The sequence below is a fragment of the Streptomyces goshikiensis genome (assembly GCF_014650555.1).
GTDB lineage: Bacteria > Actinomycetota > Actinomycetes > Streptomycetales > Streptomycetaceae > Streptomyces > Streptomyces goshikiensis.
In genome coordinates, this window is sequence record NZ_BMVE01000002.1 from 217565 (window position 1) to 235825 (window position 18261).

Here is an 18261-nt window from a genome sequence, read left to right on the forward strand (position 1 = left end):
GCCGCCATGGCGAAGATCGTGTTCGACTCCGTGACCAAGTCCTTTCCGACCAAGGACAGGAAGAACAGGAGGGGGAGGGAAGAGTTCACCGCGCTCGACGGGATCGACCTGGAGATCGAGGCGGGCGAGTTCGTGGTCGTCGTCGGGCCCAGCGGCTGCGGCAAATCCACCCTCCTGGACCTGCTCGGCGGCCTGACGCGCCCCACCTCCGGCCGGATCCTGCTCGACGGCCGGCCCGTCACCGGGCCGGGGCTGGACCGGGGCATCGTCTTCCAGCAGTACGCGCTGCTGCCGTGGCGCACCGCGCTCGGCAACATCGAATTCGGCCTGGAGGCGACCGGGGTACCGCGCCGTGAACGGACGGACAGGGCCCGTGAGTTCCTGGACCTGGTCGGCCTGACCGGATTCGGGGACCGGCATCCGCACGAGCTGTCCGGCGGAATGCGCCAGCGGGTCGCGATCGCCCGGTCGCTGGCGTACGACCCGGACGTCCTGCTGATGGACGAGCCGTTCGCGGCGCTCGACGCGCAGACCCGCGAATCCCTGCAGGACGAGCTGCGGCGGATCTGGCAGCGCACCGGCAAGACCGTCGTCTTCATCACGCACGGCATCGAGGAAGCGGTGTACCTCGGGCAGCGGGTGGCCGTCATGACCTCGCGGCCCGGCCGGGTGAAGGAGGTCGTCCCGGTGTCCCTCGGCACGCGCGGTGCCGGGGCCACGGGCGAGGACCTGCGCTCCAGCCCGGAGTTCGCCCGCTACCGCCACGAGATCTGGACCCTGCTCCACGACGAGGTGGCCCGCGCCCAGCAACTGGAGAAGGAGGAGGCCTCCGTATGAGTACCGGAACCGACACCACCGTCGCCGCCCTGGCGGGCCTGGCCCCGCCCGTGGACGAGGCACCCGCCGTACGGAAAACCGCGCCGGCGCCCGCGCCCGCGAAGCCGACGCCTGTGCCTGCGGCCCCGCGGGCCGTGTCCGTCGGCCGGCTGGGCCGTCTGCTGCGCGCGGCGGGGCTCCGCTCGGCGGCGATCCTGGCGCTGCTCGCCCTGTGGGAGACCGCTCCCCGGCTGGGGCTGGTGGACGCCACCTTCCTGCCGCCGGTCAGCGAGGTCGCCGAGGCCTGGTGGGAGCTCCTCGCCGACGGCCAGCTCGGGGAACACACCGGGGCCAGCCTGATCCGCTCCTTCGGGGGCTTCGGGATCGCGGTCGTGGTCGCCGTCCCGCTCGGCCTGCTGATCGGCTGGTACCGCCCGGTCGCGGCGCTGCTCGGGCCGCTGCTGGAGGTGTTCCGCAACACGGCGGCGCTCGCGCTGCTGCCGGTGTTCGTCCTGCTGCTCGGCATCGGGGAGACCTCGAAGGTGTCGATCGTGGTCTACGCCTGCGTGTGGCCGATCCTGCTGAACACCATCAGCGCCGTGGGGAACGCGGACCCGACGCTGGTGAAACTGGCCCGCTCGATGGACCTGTCCACGCCGAGGCTGTTCCAGAAGGTGATCCTCCCGGCTTCGGTGCCGGCCATCTTCACGGGCATCCGGCTGGCCGGGGCGGTGTCGATCCTGGTGCTGGTGGCGGCCGAGATGATCGGCGCCAAGGCCGGGCTCGGATACCTGATCAACGCGTCGCAGTACAACTTCGCGATCCCGCAGATGTACGCGGGCATCGTCACGATCTCGGCGATCGGCGTGGCCTTCAACCAGCTGCTCGTCACGATCGAGCGCCGTCTGAGCCTCTGGCGCGTTCCGGCCTGAGGGGTCGCCCGACGCGCACCCTGCCCGCCCGCCTCGCCCCTGCCCGTCTCCGCAAACCCTGCCGTCTGCCGCACCCCTGCCCGTTTCCGCGCCCCTGGTGACGGCGCGCGCCCTGCCCCGGCAGTGCCCGCGCGCCCCGACCGCCCGCTCACGCGAAGCGTCCCGCGCTCCCCACCGAGACCGAGGAACCGACATGTCCGCACCCCGTACGCTGCACCTCAACGCGTTCCTGATGAACGCCGGTCACCACGACGCCGCCTGGCGGCACCCCGACAGCAGCCCCGAGCGGGTCACCGACCTGCGCTACTTCCAGGAGCTCGCCCGGACCGCCGAGCGCGGCCGCCTCGACTCCATCTTCTTCGCCGACGGCCTCGCCCTGTGGGGCAAGGCCCGCTACAACGCGCTCGGCGGGTTCGAGCCGCTGACGCTGCTCTCCGCCATCGCCGCCGTCACCGAGCACATCGGGCTGATCGCCACCGTCTCGACCACCTTCAACGAGCCCTTCCACACCGCCCGGAAGTTCGCCTCCCTCGACCACATCAGCAACGGCCGCGCCGGCTGGAACATCGTCACCTCCGGCACCGTCGACGAGGCCCGCAACTTCAACCAGGAGGAACACCTGGAGCACGGCCTCCGCTACGACCGCGCCCGCGAGTTCCTCGACGTCGCCACCAAGCTCTGGGACAGCTGGGAGGACGACGCGATCGTCCTCGACAAGGAGCGCGGCATCTACGCCGACACCGACAAGCTCCACCCCGCCGCCCACCGCGGCGAGTACTTCGGCGTCGCCGGGCCGCTCAACGTCCCCCGCTCCCCGCAGGGGCACCCGCTGCTCGTACAGGCCGGCTCCTCCGAGGACGGGAAGGAGTTCGCGGCCCAGTACGCCGAGGCCGTCTTCACCGCCCAGCAGACCCTCGCCGACGGGCAGACCTTCTACAAGGACCTCAAGTCCCGCCTCGCCAAGTACGGCCGCGCCGAGTCCGACCTGCTCGTCCTGCCCGGCATCGCCCCCGTCATCGGGTCCACCGAGGCCGAGGCCAAGGCACTGGAGCAGCAGCTCACCGACCTCCAGGTGCCCGAGTACGGGCTCGCCCAGCTCTCCGGAATGCTCGGCACCGACCTCACCGGCCTCCCGCTCGACGGGCCGCTGCCCGACCTGCCCGAGGAGCGGGACATCAACGGCAACAAGAGCCGCTTCACCCTCGTCGCCGAACTCGCCCGCCGTGACGGCCTCACCCTGCGCGAGCTGATCGCCCGCCTCGGCGCCGGGCGGGGCCACCGGGTGTTCGCGGGCACGCCCGAGCAGATCGCCGACCAGCTGGAGGAGTGGTTCACCCAGGGCGCCGCCGACGGCTTCAACATCATGGCGCCCGTCCTGCCGACCGGGCTGACCGCCTTCGTCGACCACGTCGTGCCGATCCTCCAGCGGCGCGGCCTCTTCCGCAGCGAGTACACGGGCGCGACCCTGCGCGAGAACTACGGTCTGGCGCGCCCGGCCAACCGCTACGCCCAGCGGTAGCGGTAGCGGCAGCCGTCGCTTGAGCGGGCCCCGTACCCCGGCCCGGGGTGCGGGGCCGGGGTGCGGGGCCGGGGTACGGGGCCGGGGCCGCGCGGGTCAGACCGTGAGGACGATCTTGCCCCGGGTCCGGCCCGACGCGCTCAGCTCCCAGGCCTTCGCGGCCTCGGCGAGCGGCAGCGCGTGCTCCACGTTGACCGTGAGCTTGCCGGCGTCGGCCAGTTCCCCCAGGAAGGTCAGGTCGGCGGTGTCCGGGCGGACCCACAGCTGGTGGGCGCCCTGGGCCGCGGCGTTGTAGTCGGCGATGGACGCCACCCGGTGGCGCTCCTTGACCAGCGACTGGAGCGTCGCGATGACGTCGTCCCCGTAGAAGTCGAGGGCGGCGTCCACCCCTTCGGGCGCGAGGGCGCGCACCCGGTCCGCGAACCCCTCGCCGTACAGCACCGGTTCGGCGCCGAGCGAGCGCAGGTAGTCGTGGTTGTGGGCCCCGGCCGTGCCGATGACGCGCAGGCCGAGGGCGACCGCGATCTGCACGCCGAGGGAGCCGGTGCCGCCGGCCGCCGAGTGGATGAGGACGCTCTCGCCGGCCTTGAGGCCCACGCGGGTGAGCGACTGGTAGGCGGTCAGCCCGGCCAGCGGGATGCCCGCGGCCTGCTCGAAGGTCAGCTCGCGGGGCTTGCGGGCCAGCGTCCGGACGGGGGCCGACACCAGCTCGGCGTACGTGCCGGACTGCACCCAGTCCTTGCGGAGGTATCCGAAGACCTCGTCGCCGACGGCGTAGTCGAAGGTGTCGGGGCCGATGGCCTCGACGACGCCGGACACGTCCCAGCCGGGTATGACGGGGAAGCGGACCTCCATGATCGGGTCGATGTACCCGGCGGCGATCTTCCAGTCCACCGGGTTGACGCCGGCGGCCTTGACGCGGACGAGCACCTCGCCCGGTCCCACCTTGGGCGGAGCGACGTCAACGAGCTGGAGGGAGTCGGACGTTCCATATGCGCTGTACGTGATGGCCTTCATGGTCGTTTCCAACCGGGCCCGGTCCGGGGCTATTCCGGGGCCCCGGCGCGCGCCTCCGCAAGGGCCTACGCCGGAAGGGTGTTGTGGTGCGAGCGGCGCCGGGCCGCGCTGAACAGGGCCTGGATCTGGGCCCCCGACTGCTCCACGCTGTCCAGCGGGGACGGGAACGGCAGCCGTACGTCACGGTGGCCGCGGGCCTCCTCCAGGCGCAGGGTGATCCCGTACCGGTCCATGGCCAGCGGCAGCGCGCGGACGACGGCGGCGCTCGCGGGGGCCGCCGGCCGGACCAGTCGCAGCAGCAGGGTGACCAGTTCGGTGTGGTCGTCGAGGAGGTGCGTGAGCATCCCGGCCTCGTACGGGGCGAGCGGGTCGGCGCAGGCCGCGTCCAGCTCTTCGAGGCCGACGTACGAGCGGCCCTCCCCGGTCTCCAGGACGGCCTCGACGAACTCCACGCAGGTGGAGTCGGAGCCTTCGTCGGTGTACGGGGTGAGCAGCCGGCCCAGCACGGTGACCCGGGCGCGCACCCGGTCGCGCACCGGGGTCGGCGCGATGTCGGTGAACTCCATCCGGATCACGGGCCGGTCCTCGCGCTCCCCGCCGGGCTCGGCGGGGTGCAGGTGCACGCGGCCCATCGGGTCGGTGCCGTCGAGGTGGCGCACCTCGGCGTGCAAGCCGCCGGTGATCACCGTCATGGAGTGGGCGGCGGCCAGGATCGACCGGACCCGCTCGGCGTCGGTGGGCCGGTCGGCGGCGGCCGGGGTGGCAGGGGCGCCGGACATGCGCATGCGGATCTCTCCATCGTCCTGGGCGAGTGACTTAGGTATGCCTAACCTAACCTATTCCCTCCGTGGGGTGTACCCCGTCCCGCTCGTGTCGTTGTTGGGCTGAACGGGTGAAACACGAGAGGATGGGGGGATGCACATGAAGCGCGCGGCCGAGGCGGCCCGGTGAGCAGGTACGACGTCACCGACGAACAGTGGGAGGGGCTCGCGCAGGTGGTGCCGCTGCGCAGTCGCAACGAGTGGCCCTCCCGGGTGGACCACCGCACGATCCCCGCGTCGCCGGGGGCGTCCGCGGCGGAGCAGCGGCGCTTCGTGGTGATCCGGGTCCAGATCTTCGCGGACGCGCGGGAGGTGGCCGAGTACCTGATCGCGCAGATCCCGGTGCTGCTCGACCTCACCGGCGCGGACAGTGAAGTGGCCAAGCGCATCCTGGACTTCAGCAGCGGCGTGGTCTTCGGGCTGGGCAGCGGAATGCACCGGGTGGACCGGAACGTCTTCCTGCTGGCGCCCGTCGGGACCGAGGTCGAGGGGATCGCGGCCGCGGCCGTCCCCCGATCGTAGGAAGGTCGCACGAGGGAACGGTTCGCCGGGTCCACGCGGTCCCGGCGAACCCGTAGCGTCCGCCCCATGGACGCCCTCGCCGCCCCCGCCCCCACTGCCTCCGCCGGCTTGGCCGACGCCCTCGACGCCTCTGGCGCGTTAGCCGACGGCCTCGATGCCTCCGGTGCGTTAGCCGACGCCTTCGACGCCTCCGGTGCGTTAGCCGACGCCCTCGATGCCTCCGTCGTCTTGAACGACGAACCCGACGCTTCAACGGCCACGGCCGGTCCGGCCCTTCTGCGGCCCGTGCTCACCGAGCTGCGGCTCTCCGCCTTCGCCTCGCACCGGCGCGCCGCCTTCTCGTTCGGGCCCGTCACCCTGCTCGCCGGGGCCAGCGGCAGCGGCAAGTCCCAGGTCCTGGGCGCCTACGAGGCGCTGGCCGCACTGGGTTCCGGGGCCACCCTGGAGGAGGTGTTCCCGGATCCGTCGGCGCTGGTTCCCGAGCGGGCCGTCCCTGACGCCGACCGGCGCCGCGGATTCCGTATCGGCTGCACGGTCGACGGGCCCGTCGGCCCGGTCCGGCTCGACCTGGCGGTACAGGCCGAGCCCGAGCTCCGCGTCGTCGGCGAACGCCTCTCCGTGGGCGGCGAGGTCCTGCTCAGCACCGCGCTCCGCGACCCCGGCAGGCGCTCCGTCCAGGCCGCCTGGCTGACCGGCGGGGCCGTCGGCGTCACCCGGGCCCCGCTGCCCGACGACCGGCTCGGCACCGCCCTGCTCCCGCTGCGCGTGGCGGGGGCCACCGCCGGGCAGCGCCGGGTGCTGGCCGCCGCCGAGCAGGCGGTGGTCGCCCTGCGCTCGGTGTTCGCCTGCGATCCCCGCCCGGACCGGATGCGCGCCCCGGTCCCGCCGGGGGAGGGGCGGCTGCTGGGCGACTGCGCCAACCTGGCCGACGTACTGCGCCGGACCCGCCACGAGTGCGGCACCCGGCACGCGCTGCTCGCGCGGGCGGCCCGTACCGGCTGTGCGGGCGAGGTCGCCGGGCTGGACGTACGGGCGCCCGCCGACGGCCCCGTCACCGCGCTGCTCGACCGCGGTCCCGGCCTGCCCGCCACCGAACTCGGCCGGCTCGGCGCGGGCGAGCTGCGCTTCCTCGCGCTGGCGCTCGTCCTGCTGACCGGGCCGGGGGTGCTGGCGGTGGAGCCCGCCACCGAACTGCCGTCCGCCCGGCAGGCGCTGACCGTGCTCGCCGACGGCCTCGACCGCGATCTGGACCGGCGCCAGGGCGAGGAACTGCTGCGGCTGGCCCTCATGGCCTGCGGGCGCGGTCACGTCCGGCTGGTGGCCGCGGTGGGGGAGGAGTGCGCGGGGGCCGCCCGCCGGATCCCCGGGGTCTCGGTGGTAGACCTGACGCCATGAGCGACGTAGGTGACACGAGTGGAGCGACGGGTGCGGCCGGAGAGGAGCGGCTGCGGCAACTGCAGCGGCGGCTGGTCGAGTTCGCGCGGGCGCGGGACTGGGGTCAGTACCACACGCCGAAGAACCTGGCGGTCGCGCTGAGCGTCGAGGCCTCGGAGCTGGTCGAGATCTTCCAGTGGCTGACGCCGGAGCAGTCGGCGAGGGTCATGGAGAAACCGGAAACCGCGCACCGCGTGGCCGACGAGGTGGCTGACGTGCTCGCGTACCTCCTGCAGTTCTGCGAGGTCCTCGGGGTGGACGTGCTGGAGGCGCTGGCCGCGAAGATCGAGAGGAACGAGCTCCGCTTCCCGGTGACGGGTGCTCCCGACGCAAAATGTCACTCTTCGGAGTGATGGCGTCGTCCACAACCATGTCTCTGTCCAGAGATTTCCGAATACCCCTGGCTTTACTGGCCCGTTGCCTTCACTCTGGGTAGTGGTGAGAACGGCAGGATGTCGTGCGGACGGGGGACGGCATATGGATGCGGTACGGCTCATCGCAGCCGGCCGGCACGCGCTGGCACAGAGCGGGGCTGCGTGGGACATCGTGGGCGAGGCCTGGCAGGCCCAGGCGCTCGCGCAGGGGATCGGGAGCTGGCTGGCGGTCACGGGGCCGCCGGAGCTGAGATCGGAGGCACGGGGGCTGGGCGAAGCGGGGGGAAGAGGCTGCGGGGTGCTCGACAGAGCGGCCCTGCGCGGAGAGGGCAGCGCGCCCGACCGTCCGCCGCGGGCGGCGCAGCTGGCCGAGGTGGTGGATGTCCGGCAGGCGCTGCTCGGGCTCCAGGCGCTGCTGGGCGAAGTGGGCATAGCCCTGGTCGGGGTGGCCTGCGGGACGGATGACGAGACCTTGTACTGGCAGTGCATAGAGTCGATCGACGCGGCTGACGAGTCGAGCGATCGGGTGCGGGCGCTCCTGCGCCGGATGACGGTCCGCGAGCGGGGGTCCGCTTCCGGAGTGGTCTGACGGCTCGGTCCGGGGTGGTGTCCCGTCGCGCGCGACGGGACCTGCGCGGGTATCGCGTTGACGGAGATTCACCCGGCAGGGGCGGGCGAGGCAGGATGGAGGGCATGGACCTCCGTATCTTCACCGAGCCCCAGCAGGGCGCGAGCTACGACACCCTCCTGACCGTCGCCAAGGCCACCGAGGAACTCGGCTTCGACGCGTTCTTCCGGTCGGATCACTATCTGCGGATGGGATCCGTGGACGGTCTGCCCGGACCGACCGACGCGTGGATCACCCTCGCGGGCCTGGCCCGCGAGACCAAGCGGATCCGGCTGGGCACGCTGATGACGGCCGGTACCTTCCGGCTGCCCGGCGTGCTCGCCATCCAGGTGGCGCAGGTCGACCAGATGTCCGGCGGCCGCATCGAGCTCGGCCTGGGCGCGGGCTGGTTCGAGGAGGAGCACAAGGCGTACGGGATTCCCTTCCCGGCGGAGCGGATGGCCCGGCTGGAGGAGCAGCTGGCCATCGTCACCGGCCTGTGGGCCACCGCGCCCGGAGCCACCTTCGACTACGCGGGCACCCACTACCAGGTGGAGAACTCGCCGGCGCTGCCCAAGCCGGCCCAGGCCAAGGTGCCCGTGCTCATCGGCGGGCACGGCGCGAAGCGCACCCCGCGCCTCGCCGCCCGGTACGCGGACGAGTTCAACATGCCGTTCGCGTCGATCGCGGACAGCCGGCGCCAGTTCGGCCGGGTCCGGGAGGCCGTCGCGCAGGCCGGGCGCAAGGCGGACGAGCTCGTCTACTCCAACGCGCTCGTGGTGTGCGTCGGCAAGGACGACGCCGAGGTGGCCCGCCGGGCCGCCGCCATCGGGCGCGAGGTGGAGGAGCTCAAGGCGAACGGCCTGGCCGGCTCCCCGGCCGAGGTCGTGGAGAAGATCGGCACCTACGGCGCCATCGGCTCCTCGCGCGTCTACCTCCAGCTGCTCGACCTCGACGACCTGGACCACCTGGAGCTGATCTCCTCCCAGGTGCTGTCCCAGCTCGGCTGAGCCCCACCGACGAAGGAGGAACCCCGTGCCGCGTGCATCCGGCCCGCTCGCCGAGGCCCTGGCCCGCAGGACCGTGCTCCTGGACGGCGGGCTGAGCAACCAGCTCGCCGACCAGGGCTGCGATCTGTCCGGCGACCTCTGGACGGGCCGGGTGCTCACCGAGCGCCCGGGCCAGGTGGCACGGGCGCACGCCGCGTACGCAGGGGCCGGGGCCGAGGTGCTGATCACCGCGAGCTACCAGCTCGGCTCCGCCGCGCCGGCCGAGCTGTTCGCGCGGAGCGTGCGGCTGGCCGCCGGGGCGGCGGAGGCCGCCGGCCACGAGGTCTGGGTGGCCGCCTCGGTCGGGCCGTACGGGGCGGTGCTCGCGGACGGCTCCGAGTACCGCGGCCGGTACGGGCTGGGCGTGCGCGAGCTGGCGGCCTTCCACCGTCCCCGCGCCCTGGCGCTGCTGGCCGCGGGGCCCGACGTACTGGCCCTGGAGACGATCCCGGACACGGTGGAGGCCGAGGCCCTGCTCGGGATCCTCGCGGAGACCGGCGCCCCGGCCTGGCTGAGCTACACGGTGGCGGGCGGCCGCACCCGCGCCGGGCAGCCCCTCGCCGAGGCCTTCGCCCTCGCGGCCGCCTCCCCGCAGGTCATCGCGGTCGGCGTCAACTGCTGCGACCCCGAGGACGTCCTGCCCGCCCTCGAAGCGGCGGCCGGGGTCACCGGCATGCCGCTGCTGGCCTACCCCAACGACGGCTCGGTGTGGGAGGCCGCCACCCGGACCTGGCACACCCCCGGGCACCCCGCCCCCTGGCCCGCCGAGGCCTGGCAGGAGGCCGGCGCCCGCCTCATCGGCGGCTGCTGCCGCATCGGCCCCGCCGGCATCGCCGCGCTGGCCGCGCGGGTCAGGTGGTGAGGGGCGGCCAGGGGACCTCGGTTTCGACGGCGGCGGTGTAGTCGACGCCGGGGACGGAGAAGCCGTAGAGGCGGCGGACTTCGTCGCTGAACCAGGAGAGGTCGGCGAGTTCGTCGATGGTGTCGCTGGTGGCGGTGCTCCAGCGGTCGGCGACGGCGCTCTGCACGGCGGGGTCCAGTTCCCAGGTGTCGAGGCGGACCCGGCCCTCGTCGTCGAGATCGAGGGGGCGGGCGCCGGTCAGCTGGTCCCACAGCTCCACCAGTTGACCGATCGGGGCCACCATGGCGTCGCCGAGGACGCCGCGCAGCAGCCCGACGTACAGGGCGATGCCGGGGATGGCGGTGGAGGACTGGGTGACGGCGGCGGCGTTGACCGAGGTCACGGCCCGGCCGCCCAGGGTCTTGCCGAGGCGCTCGTCCAACGCGCGCGCGGTGGTCTCCAGATGGGACTTCGCGGCGCCGATGGTGCCCTGCCGGTAGATCGCCGCGGTGAGCGGCGAGCCGATGTAGGACAGGGCGGCGGTGGCGAAGCCTTCGGCGAGCAGGGACCGCTCCGCCAGGAACGTGATCCAGCGCTCCCAGTCGGCGCCGCCCATCACCTCGACGGTCTGCTCGATGTCGTCGCCCTCGGCCGGCGCGGTGGTGACCTCCTTCACCTCCGGGGCGCCCTGCTCGTCGAAGACGAGGGTCTTGGTGGTGTACGGCGAGCCGATCGGCTTGAGGACCGAGGCGTACGTGGTGCCGGTGTCCGGGTCGGTGCGGCGGGGCGCGGCCACCGAGTAGACCAGGTAGTCGAGCCGTCCCCCGAAGCGCTCGACGAGGAGGTCGGCGACCTGCTCCTTCATCGTGTCGCTGAACGCGTCGCCGTTGAGGAAGACGAAGTCCCGCCCGTGCTGCCGGGCGAGCCGGGCGGTGGCGGCGGTGCGGTACCAGCCGGCGGTGCCGGTGCGCCGCGCGGGCGCCTTCTCGAAGCAGACGCCGATGCCACGGATGCCGACGCGGGCCAGGCCCGCGATCGTGGCGGCCAGGCCGTACCCGGCGGACGAGCCGATGACCAGAGCCACCGGCCCTTCGCCCCCGGCGGGCGCCGGGGTGGCGGGGACGGCCCGCCACATCTCTTCCACCAGCTGCCGGCAGCCGCCGGGGTGGGAGTCGAGGAACAGGAAGCCCCGGCTCTTGGGCGCGATGACGCGTTCGTTCACGGTGTGGTGCCCCAGGTGTCGTCGCGGACAAGGACGAGGCGGCCGTCCCGGCCACCTCGTCCAGTCAGTCTGCGGCCGTGCGGATCAACGCGGTGATCTTGCCCGGCACAACGATGCCCGGCCGGGGTTGGAGGGTTCCACCAGGGGCCATGGCTCTCTGACTGCGTCGCCACGGCAGGCGCTCGCCGAGGTGCGCGCGGCCGGAGCCGTGCGCCAGGGCCCGTCGGAGCCGGTCGGCCCCCGGCCCTGATCCGGGCCGCGGGCTCCGCTCCGTAAAGGCGCCGCCCCCGTACGGCCTGGAATTAGGTCGTATGGGGGAACTTTCGCGGAGAACTCCGGGAAACCCGCCGGCGGGATCGTTCATCCAGGGGAGCGGAGTGTCCGCGACCCTGGAAGGACGGAACGTCACCTATGAAGATGACCGCGCGCGGCAGCATTGCGGTACTCATGACCTGTATGGCGGCGGCCGGAGCGGCCTCCCCCGCCGTGGCCGACGCGGTGCCGGTGGGTGTCCCCCTGGACGCCGTGGAGACCACGCTGGGCGTGGACACGCCGCGCGTGGCCACCGCGGTCCCCGTGCCGACGGTCGGCGCACCCGAGGCGCCCCGCCAGCACACCGGCGACATGCTTCCGACCCCGCTGCTCCCGGTGGTGCCGGTCAGCGCCGACCTCGGCCGGACCCTCGTGACCTCCCCCCTGCCGAACCTGCTCGGCAAGGAGGAGACGGACGGTGAGGGTTCCCTGGAAGCCCCGGCGACCACCCTGCTCGCCCGTACCCCCGGCGCGGTCGTCGGCTCCCCGCTGACCATGCCGGACGGGAGCAACTCCGGGATCCCGAACCTGACGAAGCCCAAGCTCGGGCTGACCACCCCGGAGCTCATCGGCGCCCCGGCGGCGCTTCTCGGCCTCGGTACCCCGCGCTGAGCGGACCCCCGGTCAAAAGCCGTCCGGTCTGGGAACGTGTACGGCATGGGATTCCATGTCGACTCCGAGACCGGGCGGCTGCGCCGCGTCATCCTCCACCGGCCCGATCTGGAGCTGAAGCGGCTCACACCAACCAATAAGGACACCCTCCTCTTCGACGACGTGCTGTGGGTCCGCCGGGCCCGCCAGGAGCACGACGGATTCGCGGACGTGCTGCGCGACCGGGGCGTGGAAGTGCACCTCTTCGGCGACCTGCTCACCGAGACCCTCGACATCCCGGAGGCGAGACACCTCGTCCTGGACCGGGTGTTCGACGAGAAGGAGTACGGGCCGCTCGCCACCGACCACCTGCGCGCCGTGTTCGACGCACTGCCCTCGGCCGACCTCGCCGAGGCCCTGGTCGGCGGGATGACCAAGCGGGAGTACCTGGCGCGGCACGCCGAGCCGGTGTCGGTCCGCTTCCACGCCATGGAGCTGGACGACTTCCTGGTCGGGCCGCTGCCCAACCACCTCTTCACCCGGGACACCTCCGCCTGGATCTACGACGGGGTCTCCATCAACGCCATGCGCTGGCCGGCCCGGCAGCGCGAGACCGTGCACTTCGAGGCGATCTACCGGCACCACCCGCTCTTCACCACCTCGGGCGCCTTCCACTACTGGTCGCAGGGGCAGGCCGACTACCCCTCGACCATCGAGGGCGGGGACGTCCTGGTCATCGGCAACGGCGCGGTGCTCATGGGAATGAGCGAGCGGACCACCCCGCAGGCGGTGGAGATGCTCGCCCGGGGCCTGTTCGCCGCCGGGTCCGCGACCAGCATCGTGGCGCTGGACATGCCGAAGCGCCGGGCGTTCATGCACCTGGACACGGTGATGACGATGGTGGATGGAGATACGTTTACTCAGTACGCGGGGCTCGGCATGCTGCGCTCCTACACGATCGAGCCGGGCAGCGGGGCGAGCGAGCTGAAGGTGACCGACCACGCGCCGGACCACATGCACCGGGCGATCGCGGCGGCCCTCGGCCTCGATGCGATCCGGGTGCTGACCCCGACGCAGGACGTGCACGCGGCGGAGCGCGAGCAGTGGGACGACGGCTGCAACGTGCTGGCCGTGGAGCCGGGGGTGGTGGTGGCGTACGAGCGGAACGTCACGACCAACACCCACCTGCGCAAGCAGGGCATCGAGGTCATCGAGATCCCGGGCAGCGAGCTGGGCCGGGGCCGGGGCGGGCCACGTTGCATGAGCTGTCCGGTGGAGCGGGACGCCGTGTGACGGGCTGACCCGGGCCGGCGGGGGACAGTGTGAGCGGGGCCTCTCTACGAGGGGCCCCGCAGGTCTGTATATCAATACAGAGGATCGTATAGACTTCCAAAATCCCCTGTCAGTACGACTCTGGAGCGCCCCCATGGCCACCGACCTCGTCGGCCGCAGTTTCCTCAAGGAGCTCGATTTCACCGCCGCCGAGTTCCGCGGCCTCGTCGAGCTCGCCGCCGCCCTCAAGGCCGACAAGAAGGCCGGAATCGAACAGCGCCGGCTCCAGGGCAAGAGCATCGCCCTGATCTTCGAGAAGACCTCCACCCGGACCCGCTGCGCCTTCGAGGTCGCCGCCGCCGACCAGGGCGCCCACACCACCTACCTCGATCCCTCCGGCTCCCAGATGGGCCACAAGGAGTCGGTCAAGGACACCGCCCGGGTGCTCGGCCGGATGTTCGACGGGATCGAGTACCGGGGCGACAGCCAGCAGGCCGTGGAGGAGCTCGCCGCGTACTCCGGGGTGCCCGTCTTCAACGGCCTCACCGACGACTGGCACCCCACCCAGATGCTGGCCGACGTGCTCACCATGACCGAGCACAGCGCCAAGCCGCTGGACCGGATCGCCTTCGCCTACCTCGGTGACGCCCGCTTCAACATGGGCAATTCCTACCTGGTGACCGGCGCCCTGCTGGGCATGGACGTACGGATCGTCGCGCCGAAGGCCTACTGGCCGGCCGAGGCCGTGGTCGAGCGGGCCCGCGGGCTCGCCGCCGCCAGCGGGGCCCGGATCACGCTGACGGAGGAGGTCGCGGAGGGGGTGGCGCAGGCCGACTTCGTCGCCACCGACGTGTGGGTGTCGATGGGCGAGCCCAAGGAGGTCTGGGACGAGCGGATCGAGGCCCTCGCCCCGTACGCCGTCACCATGGACGTGCTGCGCGCCACCGGGAACCCGGACGTCAGGTTCCTGCACTGCCTGCCCGCCTTCCACGACCTGGGCACCAAGGTCGGCCGCGAGATCCACGAGCGGCACGGCCTGGACTCGCTGGAGGTCACGGACGAGGTGTTCGAGTCCGAGCACTCGGTCGTCTTCGACGAGGCGGAGAACCGGCTGCACACCATCAAGGCCGTGCTCGTCGCGACGCTCGCGGGGCCCGTCGCACAGCCGTCCGCCTGACCCCCGCGAAGCCCGGCGCATAGTCATACGGCCGGTCCTCGCAAGGGAACCGCCGCCGGCCGGGCCGACAGGGTGAACCACACGGCCTTGCCGCGCTCGGTGCGGCGGTGGCCGCAGCCGGAGCTCAGGGCGCGCAGCAGCAGCAGGCCACGGCCGTGCTCCTGCCAGGGGTCGGGGTGCGCGTCGTCGCGGGGGCCGGTGAGATCGCCCGGCGGCCGCGGATCCCCGTCGTGCACCTCGACCTGGCAGCCGTCCGCCAGCAGCTCCACCACCAGCTCGATCGGGGCGCAGGCCCGCGTGTGCTCCACGGCGTTGGCGACCAGCTCGGCCGTCAGCAGCTCCGCCGTGTCCCGGTCGGCGGGCGCGTCGGCTTCGGTCAGCGCCGTCCGGACGAGGGCGCGGGCCATGGGGACCGCGGCCGCCGTGTGCGGCAGGGCGATCCGCCAGGCGGGGGCGTCGGGCAAGGGGGTCCCTCCGTTCCGGTGGGGGAGCCGGGCTGGTAGTTCCAGCTTTCAACCATACGAAGTGCACGCGCGCCGCCGTGGGGCACCCCGGCCCAGCAGCTCTCGCGTTTCTGTGACGGCAGTCACGAGTCGGTGATACGGTCGGGAACGTGAGCCCCTTCACCGGTTCCACACCAGCGACCGAACGGTGGCGCCACCTCCGGGTGACCCGGCAGGACGGCGTGGCCACCGTCACCCTCGACCGCCCCGACAAGCTGAACGCGCTCACCTTCGGCGCCTACGCCGACCTGCGCGATCTGCTCGCCGAACTGTCCCGGGAGCGTTCCGTGCGCGCCCTCGTGCTCGGCGGCGAGGGGCGTGGCTTCTGCTCCGGCGGCGACGTGGACGAGATCATCGGCGCCACGCTCGCCATGGACACCGCCCAGCTCCTCGACTTCAACCGGATGACCGGCCAGGTCGTCCGCGCGATCCGCGAATGCCCCTTCCCGGTGATCGCCGCCGTCCACGGGGTGGCCGCGGGCGCCGGGGCCGTCCTCGCGCTCGCCGCCGACTTCCGCATCGCGGACCCCACCGCCCGCTTCTCCTTCCTCTTCACCCGCGTCGGCCTCTCCGGCGGGGACATGGGCGCCGCGTACCTGCTGCCCCGGGTCGTCGGCCTCGGCCACGCCACCCGGCTGCTGATGCTCGGAGAGCCCGTCCGCGCGCCCGAGGCGGAGCGCATCGGGCTGCTCAGCGAGGTCACCGACGAGGGCAAGGCCCACGCGCGGGCCGCCGAGCTGGCCGCCCACCTCGCCGCCGGTCCGGCCCTCGCGTACGCGCAGACCAAGGCGCTGCTGACGGCCGAGCTGGACATGCCGCTGGCCGCCTCCGTGGAGCTGGACGCCAACACCCAGGCACTGCTGATGAACGGCCGGGACTACGCGGAGTTCCACGCCGCCTTCACCGCGAAGCGGCCCCCGGAGTGGAAGGGCAGGTAGTCCATGTCCGAGCCCATGCCCGTGTCCGTGCCCGTGCCGGCGCCCGTGACCACGAGCGCCATGAGGGTCGCCGTCGTCGGAGGGGGACCGGGCGGGCTGTACGCCGCCGCGCTGCTGGCCCGCCAGGGGCACGACGTCGAGGTCTGGGAACGCAACGCGCCGGACGACACCTTCGGCTTCGGCGTGGTGCTCTCCGACGAGACCCTCGGCGGCATCGAGCGGGCCGACACCGTCGTCTACGCCGCCCTCTGCGCGGAGTTCGTCCGCTGGGACGACGTGGACGTCGTACACCGGGGCCGGCTGCTGACCTCCGGCGGCCACGGCTTCGCCGCCCTCGGCCGCCGCCGCCTGCTGGAGATCCTGCACGAGCGCTGCGCGGGCCTCGGGGTCCGGCTCCGGTTCCACGCCGGTGCCCCCGACGCCTTCGCGCTCGCGGACTCCCACGACCTGGTGGTCGCCGCCGACGGGGTGCACAGCGCGACCCGCGAGCACGGGGCCGCGCACTTCCGGCCGACACTGACGGCCGGGCAGTGCCGCTACATCTGGCTCGCCGCCGACTTCGCCTTCGACTCCTTCCGCTTCGAGATCGCCGAGACCGAGCACGGGGTCATGCAGCTGCACGCCTACCCGTACTCAGCCGACGCCTCCACGGTCATCGTGGAGATGCGGGAGGAGGTGTGGCGGGCGGCGGGCTTCGACCTGTGCGACGAGGGCGAGTCGGCGGCCCGCTGCGCCAAGACCTTCTCCGAAGCCCTGGGCGGGCGGGCGCTGACGGGCAACCGCTCGGCGTGGACGCGGTTCCGCACCGTCGTCAACGAGCGCTGGTCACAGGGCAACGTGGTGCTGCTGGGAGACGCGGCCCACACCGCGCACTTCTCCATCGGCTCCGGCACCAAACTGGCCGTCGAGGACGCCCTCGCGCTCGCCGAGGCGGTAGCGGCGGAGCCTGACGTTCCGGCCGCGCTGGCCGCGTACGAGGCGGCGCGGCGCCCGGCCGTCGCCAGCACGCAGCGCGCCGCGGCCGCCAGCATGCGGTGGTTCGAGGAGATCGCCGGGTACGTGGACCAGCCCGCCCGGCAGTTCGCCTTCAACCTCCTCACCCGCAGCCGCCGCGTCACCCACGACAACCTGCGGCTGCGCGACGAACGGTTCACACGGGCCGTGGAGCGGGACTTCGGCTGCCCGGAGGACGGAACTCCGCCGATGTTCACTCCGTTCACCCTGCGCGGGCTGACGCTGCGCAACCGGGTCGTGGTCTCCCCGATGGACATGTACTCGGCCGGCGAAGCGGCGGGCGGCGGCAACGGCCTGCCCGGGGACTTCCACCTGGTGCACCTCGGCGCGCGGGCGCTGGGCGGGGCCGGTCTGGTGATGACCGAGATGGTCTGCGTCAGCGCCGACGGCCGCATCACCCCCGGCTGCACCGGCCTGTACACCGCCGAACAGGCGGCCGCCTGGAGCCGGATCACCGACTTCGTCCACACCAGCGCGCCCGGCACGGCCCTCGGCGTCCAGCTCGGCCACTCGGGCCGCAAGGGCTCGACGCGGCTGATGTGGGAGGGGATGGACGACCCCCTCCCGGAGGGCAACTGGCCGCTGGTCGCCGCCTCGGCGCTGCCGTACCGGCCGGGCGTCTCCGCGGTCCCGGGCGCCCTGACGCGGGCCGGCCTCGCGGCGGTCCGCTCCGACTTCGCGGCCGCCGCGGTACGGGCCGCCGACTGCGGCTTCGACCTGCTGGAGCTGCACTGCGCGCACGGCTACCTGCTCTCCGGGTTCCTCTCCCCGCTGACCAACCAGCGCACGGACGCGTACGGCGGCCCGCTGGAGAACCGGCTCCGCTTCCCGCTGGAGGTCTTCGACGCCGTCCGCGAGGTCTGGCCGGGCGAGCGCCCCATGACGGTCCGCCTCTCCGCCACCGACTGGGCGCCCGGCGGCACCACGCCCGAGGACGCCGAGGAGATCGCCGCCGCCTTCGCCGCCCACGGAGCCGACGCCATCGACGTCTCCACCGGCCAGGTGGTGTCCGAGGAGGCCCCGGAGTACGGGCGCTCGTACCAGACCCCCTACGCGGACCGGATCCGCAACGCCCTCGGCATCCCGGTCATCGCGGTGGGCGCCATCTCCTCCTGGGACGACGTCAACTCCCTGCTCCTGGCGGGCCGCGCCGACCTCTGCGCCCTCGGCCGCCCGCACCTCTACGACCCCCACTGGACCCTGCACGCGGCCGCCGACCAGTCCTACGACGGCCCCGCCGCCCCCTGGCCCGCCCCGTACCGCGCGGGCAGCCGCAAACCCCCGACGGGCCGCGGCTGAC

18 protein-coding genes are annotated in these 18261 nt (G+C 73.1%); 14 read left to right on the forward strand and 4 right to left on the reverse strand.

What is annotated here, in order from left to right; genetic code table 11:
- Window positions 1-6 precede the first annotated feature (6 nt).
- The 3 genes from IE248_RS06325 to IE248_RS06335 all read left to right on the forward strand — a co-directional run bounded on the left by IE248_RS06325 (window position 7) and on the right by IE248_RS06335 (window position 3267).
- A complete protein-coding gene (locus tag IE248_RS06325; RefSeq protein WP_008743098.1) occupies window positions 7-837 on the forward strand; it encodes an ABC transporter ATP-binding protein in 831 nt (276 codons plus the stop codon).
- Window positions 834-1748 carry an ABC transporter permease gene (locus tag IE248_RS06330; RefSeq protein WP_229895152.1) on the forward strand — a complete coding sequence of 305 codons (915 nt, stop codon included), beginning with the start codon at window positions 834-836 and terminating at the stop codon, window positions 1746-1748. Before IE248_RS06325 ends, IE248_RS06330 begins: the two co-directional genes overlap by 4 nt.
- Window positions 1749-1941: 193 nt before the next feature.
- A complete protein-coding gene (locus IE248_RS06335) occupies window positions 1942-3267 on the forward strand; it encodes an LLM class flavin-dependent oxidoreductase (RefSeq protein WP_073796576.1) in 1326 nt (441 codons plus the stop codon).
- Between the two features lie 96 nt (window positions 3268-3363).
- Here the strand turns inward: IE248_RS06335 and IE248_RS06340 are convergent, their stop codons facing one another.
- Window positions 3364-4284: an NADP-dependent oxidoreductase gene (locus IE248_RS06340; RefSeq protein WP_037794709.1), complete on the reverse strand. Its 921-nt coding sequence runs from the start codon at window positions 4282-4284 to the stop codon at window positions 3364-3366.
- A 65-nt stretch (window positions 4285-4349) separates the two neighbouring features.
- On the reverse strand, window positions 4350-5069 hold the full coding sequence (locus IE248_RS06345; protein WP_100583354.1) for a DUF2470 domain-containing protein: 720 nt from the start codon (window positions 5067-5069) through the stop codon (window positions 4350-4352).
- Between the two features lie 162 nt (window positions 5070-5231).
- On the opposite strand from IE248_RS06345, the gene IE248_RS06350 reads away from it, so the two are divergent.
- The 6 genes from IE248_RS06350 (at window position 5232) to mmuM (ending at window position 9953) form a co-directional block, all read left to right on the forward strand.
- The gene (locus tag IE248_RS06350) at window positions 5232-5627 is read left to right on the forward strand and encodes a cell division protein SepF (protein WP_073777979.1); all 396 of its coding nucleotides are present in this window, start codon (window positions 5232-5234) and stop codon (window positions 5625-5627) included.
- A 228-nt stretch (window positions 5628-5855) separates the two neighbouring features.
- Complete coding sequence (locus IE248_RS06355; RefSeq protein ID WP_073796573.1) at window positions 5856-7022, forward strand: AAA family ATPase; 1167 nt, start codon at window positions 5856-5858, stop codon at window positions 7020-7022.
- The gene (locus IE248_RS06360) at window positions 7019-7414 is read left to right on the forward strand and encodes a nucleotide pyrophosphohydrolase (protein ID WP_047960728.1); all 396 of its coding nucleotides are present in this window, start codon (window positions 7019-7021) and stop codon (window positions 7412-7414) included. The genes IE248_RS06355 and IE248_RS06360 overlap by 4 nt, the downstream gene beginning before the upstream one ends.
- 124 nt (window positions 7415-7538) lie before the next feature.
- Window positions 7539-8024, forward strand: a complete 486-nt coding sequence (locus IE248_RS06365; protein WP_008743090.1) for a DUF6099 family protein — start codon at window positions 7539-7541, stop codon at window positions 8022-8024.
- A 104-nt stretch (window positions 8025-8128) separates the two neighbouring features.
- Entirely contained in the window at window positions 8129-9052 is a 924-nt protein-coding gene (locus IE248_RS06370; RefSeq protein ID WP_008743089.1) for an LLM class F420-dependent oxidoreductase, read from the forward strand.
- Between the two features lie 25 nt (window positions 9053-9077).
- A complete protein-coding gene (gene mmuM / locus IE248_RS06375) occupies window positions 9078-9953 on the forward strand; it encodes a homocysteine S-methyltransferase (RefSeq protein ID WP_190030144.1) in 876 nt (291 codons plus the stop codon).
- Here mmuM and fabV read toward each other — a convergent pair.
- Window positions 9943-11154, reverse strand: coding sequence for an enoyl-[acyl-carrier-protein] reductase FabV (gene fabV / locus IE248_RS06380; protein WP_190030145.1), 1212 nt, complete (start codon window positions 11152-11154; stop codon window positions 9943-9945). The genes mmuM and fabV overlap by 11 nt on opposite strands.
- A gap of 411 nt (window positions 11155-11565) precedes the next feature.
- On the opposite strand from fabV, the gene IE248_RS06385 reads away from it, so the two are divergent.
- The 3 genes from IE248_RS06385 to argF all read left to right on the forward strand — a co-directional run bounded on the left by IE248_RS06385 (window position 11566) and on the right by argF (window position 14506).
- A complete protein-coding gene (locus tag IE248_RS06385) occupies window positions 11566-12078 on the forward strand; it encodes a hypothetical protein (RefSeq protein WP_008743086.1) in 513 nt (170 codons plus the stop codon).
- Window positions 12079-12123: 45 nt separating this feature from the next.
- On the forward strand, window positions 12124-13350 hold the full coding sequence (locus tag IE248_RS06390) for an arginine deiminase (protein WP_073777969.1): 1227 nt from the start codon (window positions 12124-12126) through the stop codon (window positions 13348-13350).
- Window positions 13351-13483: 133 nt separating this feature from the next.
- Window positions 13484-14506, forward strand: coding sequence for an ornithine carbamoyltransferase (gene argF, locus IE248_RS06395; protein WP_008743084.1), 1023 nt, complete (start codon window positions 13484-13486; stop codon window positions 14504-14506).
- A gap of 23 nt (window positions 14507-14529) precedes the next feature.
- Here the strand turns inward: argF and IE248_RS06400 are convergent, their stop codons facing one another.
- Window positions 14530-14970, reverse strand: coding sequence for an ATP-binding protein (locus IE248_RS06400; RefSeq protein WP_073796569.1), 441 nt, complete (start codon window positions 14968-14970; stop codon window positions 14530-14532).
- 149 nt (window positions 14971-15119) lie between these two features.
- On the opposite strand from IE248_RS06400, the gene IE248_RS06405 reads away from it, so the two are divergent.
- Both IE248_RS06405 and IE248_RS06410 read left to right on the forward strand, forming a co-directional pair.
- Window positions 15120-15947, forward strand: coding sequence for an enoyl-CoA hydratase family protein (locus IE248_RS06405; protein WP_008743082.1), 828 nt, complete (start codon window positions 15120-15122; stop codon window positions 15945-15947).
- 3 nt (window positions 15948-15950) lie between these two features.
- Window positions 15951-18260 (forward strand): bifunctional salicylyl-CoA 5-hydroxylase/oxidoreductase, encoded by a 2310-nt coding sequence (locus tag IE248_RS06410; protein WP_190030146.1) that lies wholly within the window; start codon window positions 15951-15953, stop codon window positions 18258-18260.
- The last annotated feature ends 1 nt before the right edge of the window (window position 18261 follow it).

Coding starts and splice junctions, on each gene's coding strand:
- IE248_RS06390 (WP_073777969.1), top strand. CDS start 12,124: ATGGGATTCCATGTCGACTCCGAGACCGGGCGGCTGCGCCGCGTCATC.
- IE248_RS06345 (WP_100583354.1), bottom strand. CDS start 5,069: ATGCGCATGTCCGGCGCCCCTGCCACCCCGGCCGCCGCCGACCGGCCC.
- IE248_RS06385 (WP_008743086.1), top strand. CDS start 11,566: ATGAAGATGACCGCGCGCGGCAGCATTGCGGTACTCATGACCTGTATG.
- IE248_RS06365 (WP_008743090.1), top strand. CDS start 7,539: ATGGATGCGGTACGGCTCATCGCAGCCGGCCGGCACGCGCTGGCACAG.
- IE248_RS06340 (WP_037794709.1), bottom strand. CDS start 4,284: ATGAAGGCCATCACGTACAGCGCATATGGAACGTCCGACTCCCTCCAG.
- IE248_RS06330 (WP_229895152.1), top strand. CDS start 834: ATGAGTACCGGAACCGACACCACCGTCGCCGCCCTGGCGGGCCTGGCC.
- IE248_RS06410 (WP_190030146.1), top strand. CDS start 15,951: ATGTCCGAGCCCATGCCCGTGTCCGTGCCCGTGCCGGCGCCCGTGACC.
- IE248_RS06325 (WP_008743098.1), top strand. CDS start 7: ATGGCGAAGATCGTGTTCGACTCCGTGACCAAGTCCTTTCCGACCAAG.
- argF (WP_008743084.1), top strand. CDS start 13,484: ATGGCCACCGACCTCGTCGGCCGCAGTTTCCTCAAGGAGCTCGATTTC.
- IE248_RS06360 (WP_047960728.1), top strand. CDS start 7,019: ATGAGCGACGTAGGTGACACGAGTGGAGCGACGGGTGCGGCCGGAGAG.
- IE248_RS06370 (WP_008743089.1), top strand. CDS start 8,129: ATGGACCTCCGTATCTTCACCGAGCCCCAGCAGGGCGCGAGCTACGAC.
- IE248_RS06335 (WP_073796576.1), top strand. CDS start 1,942: ATGTCCGCACCCCGTACGCTGCACCTCAACGCGTTCCTGATGAACGCC.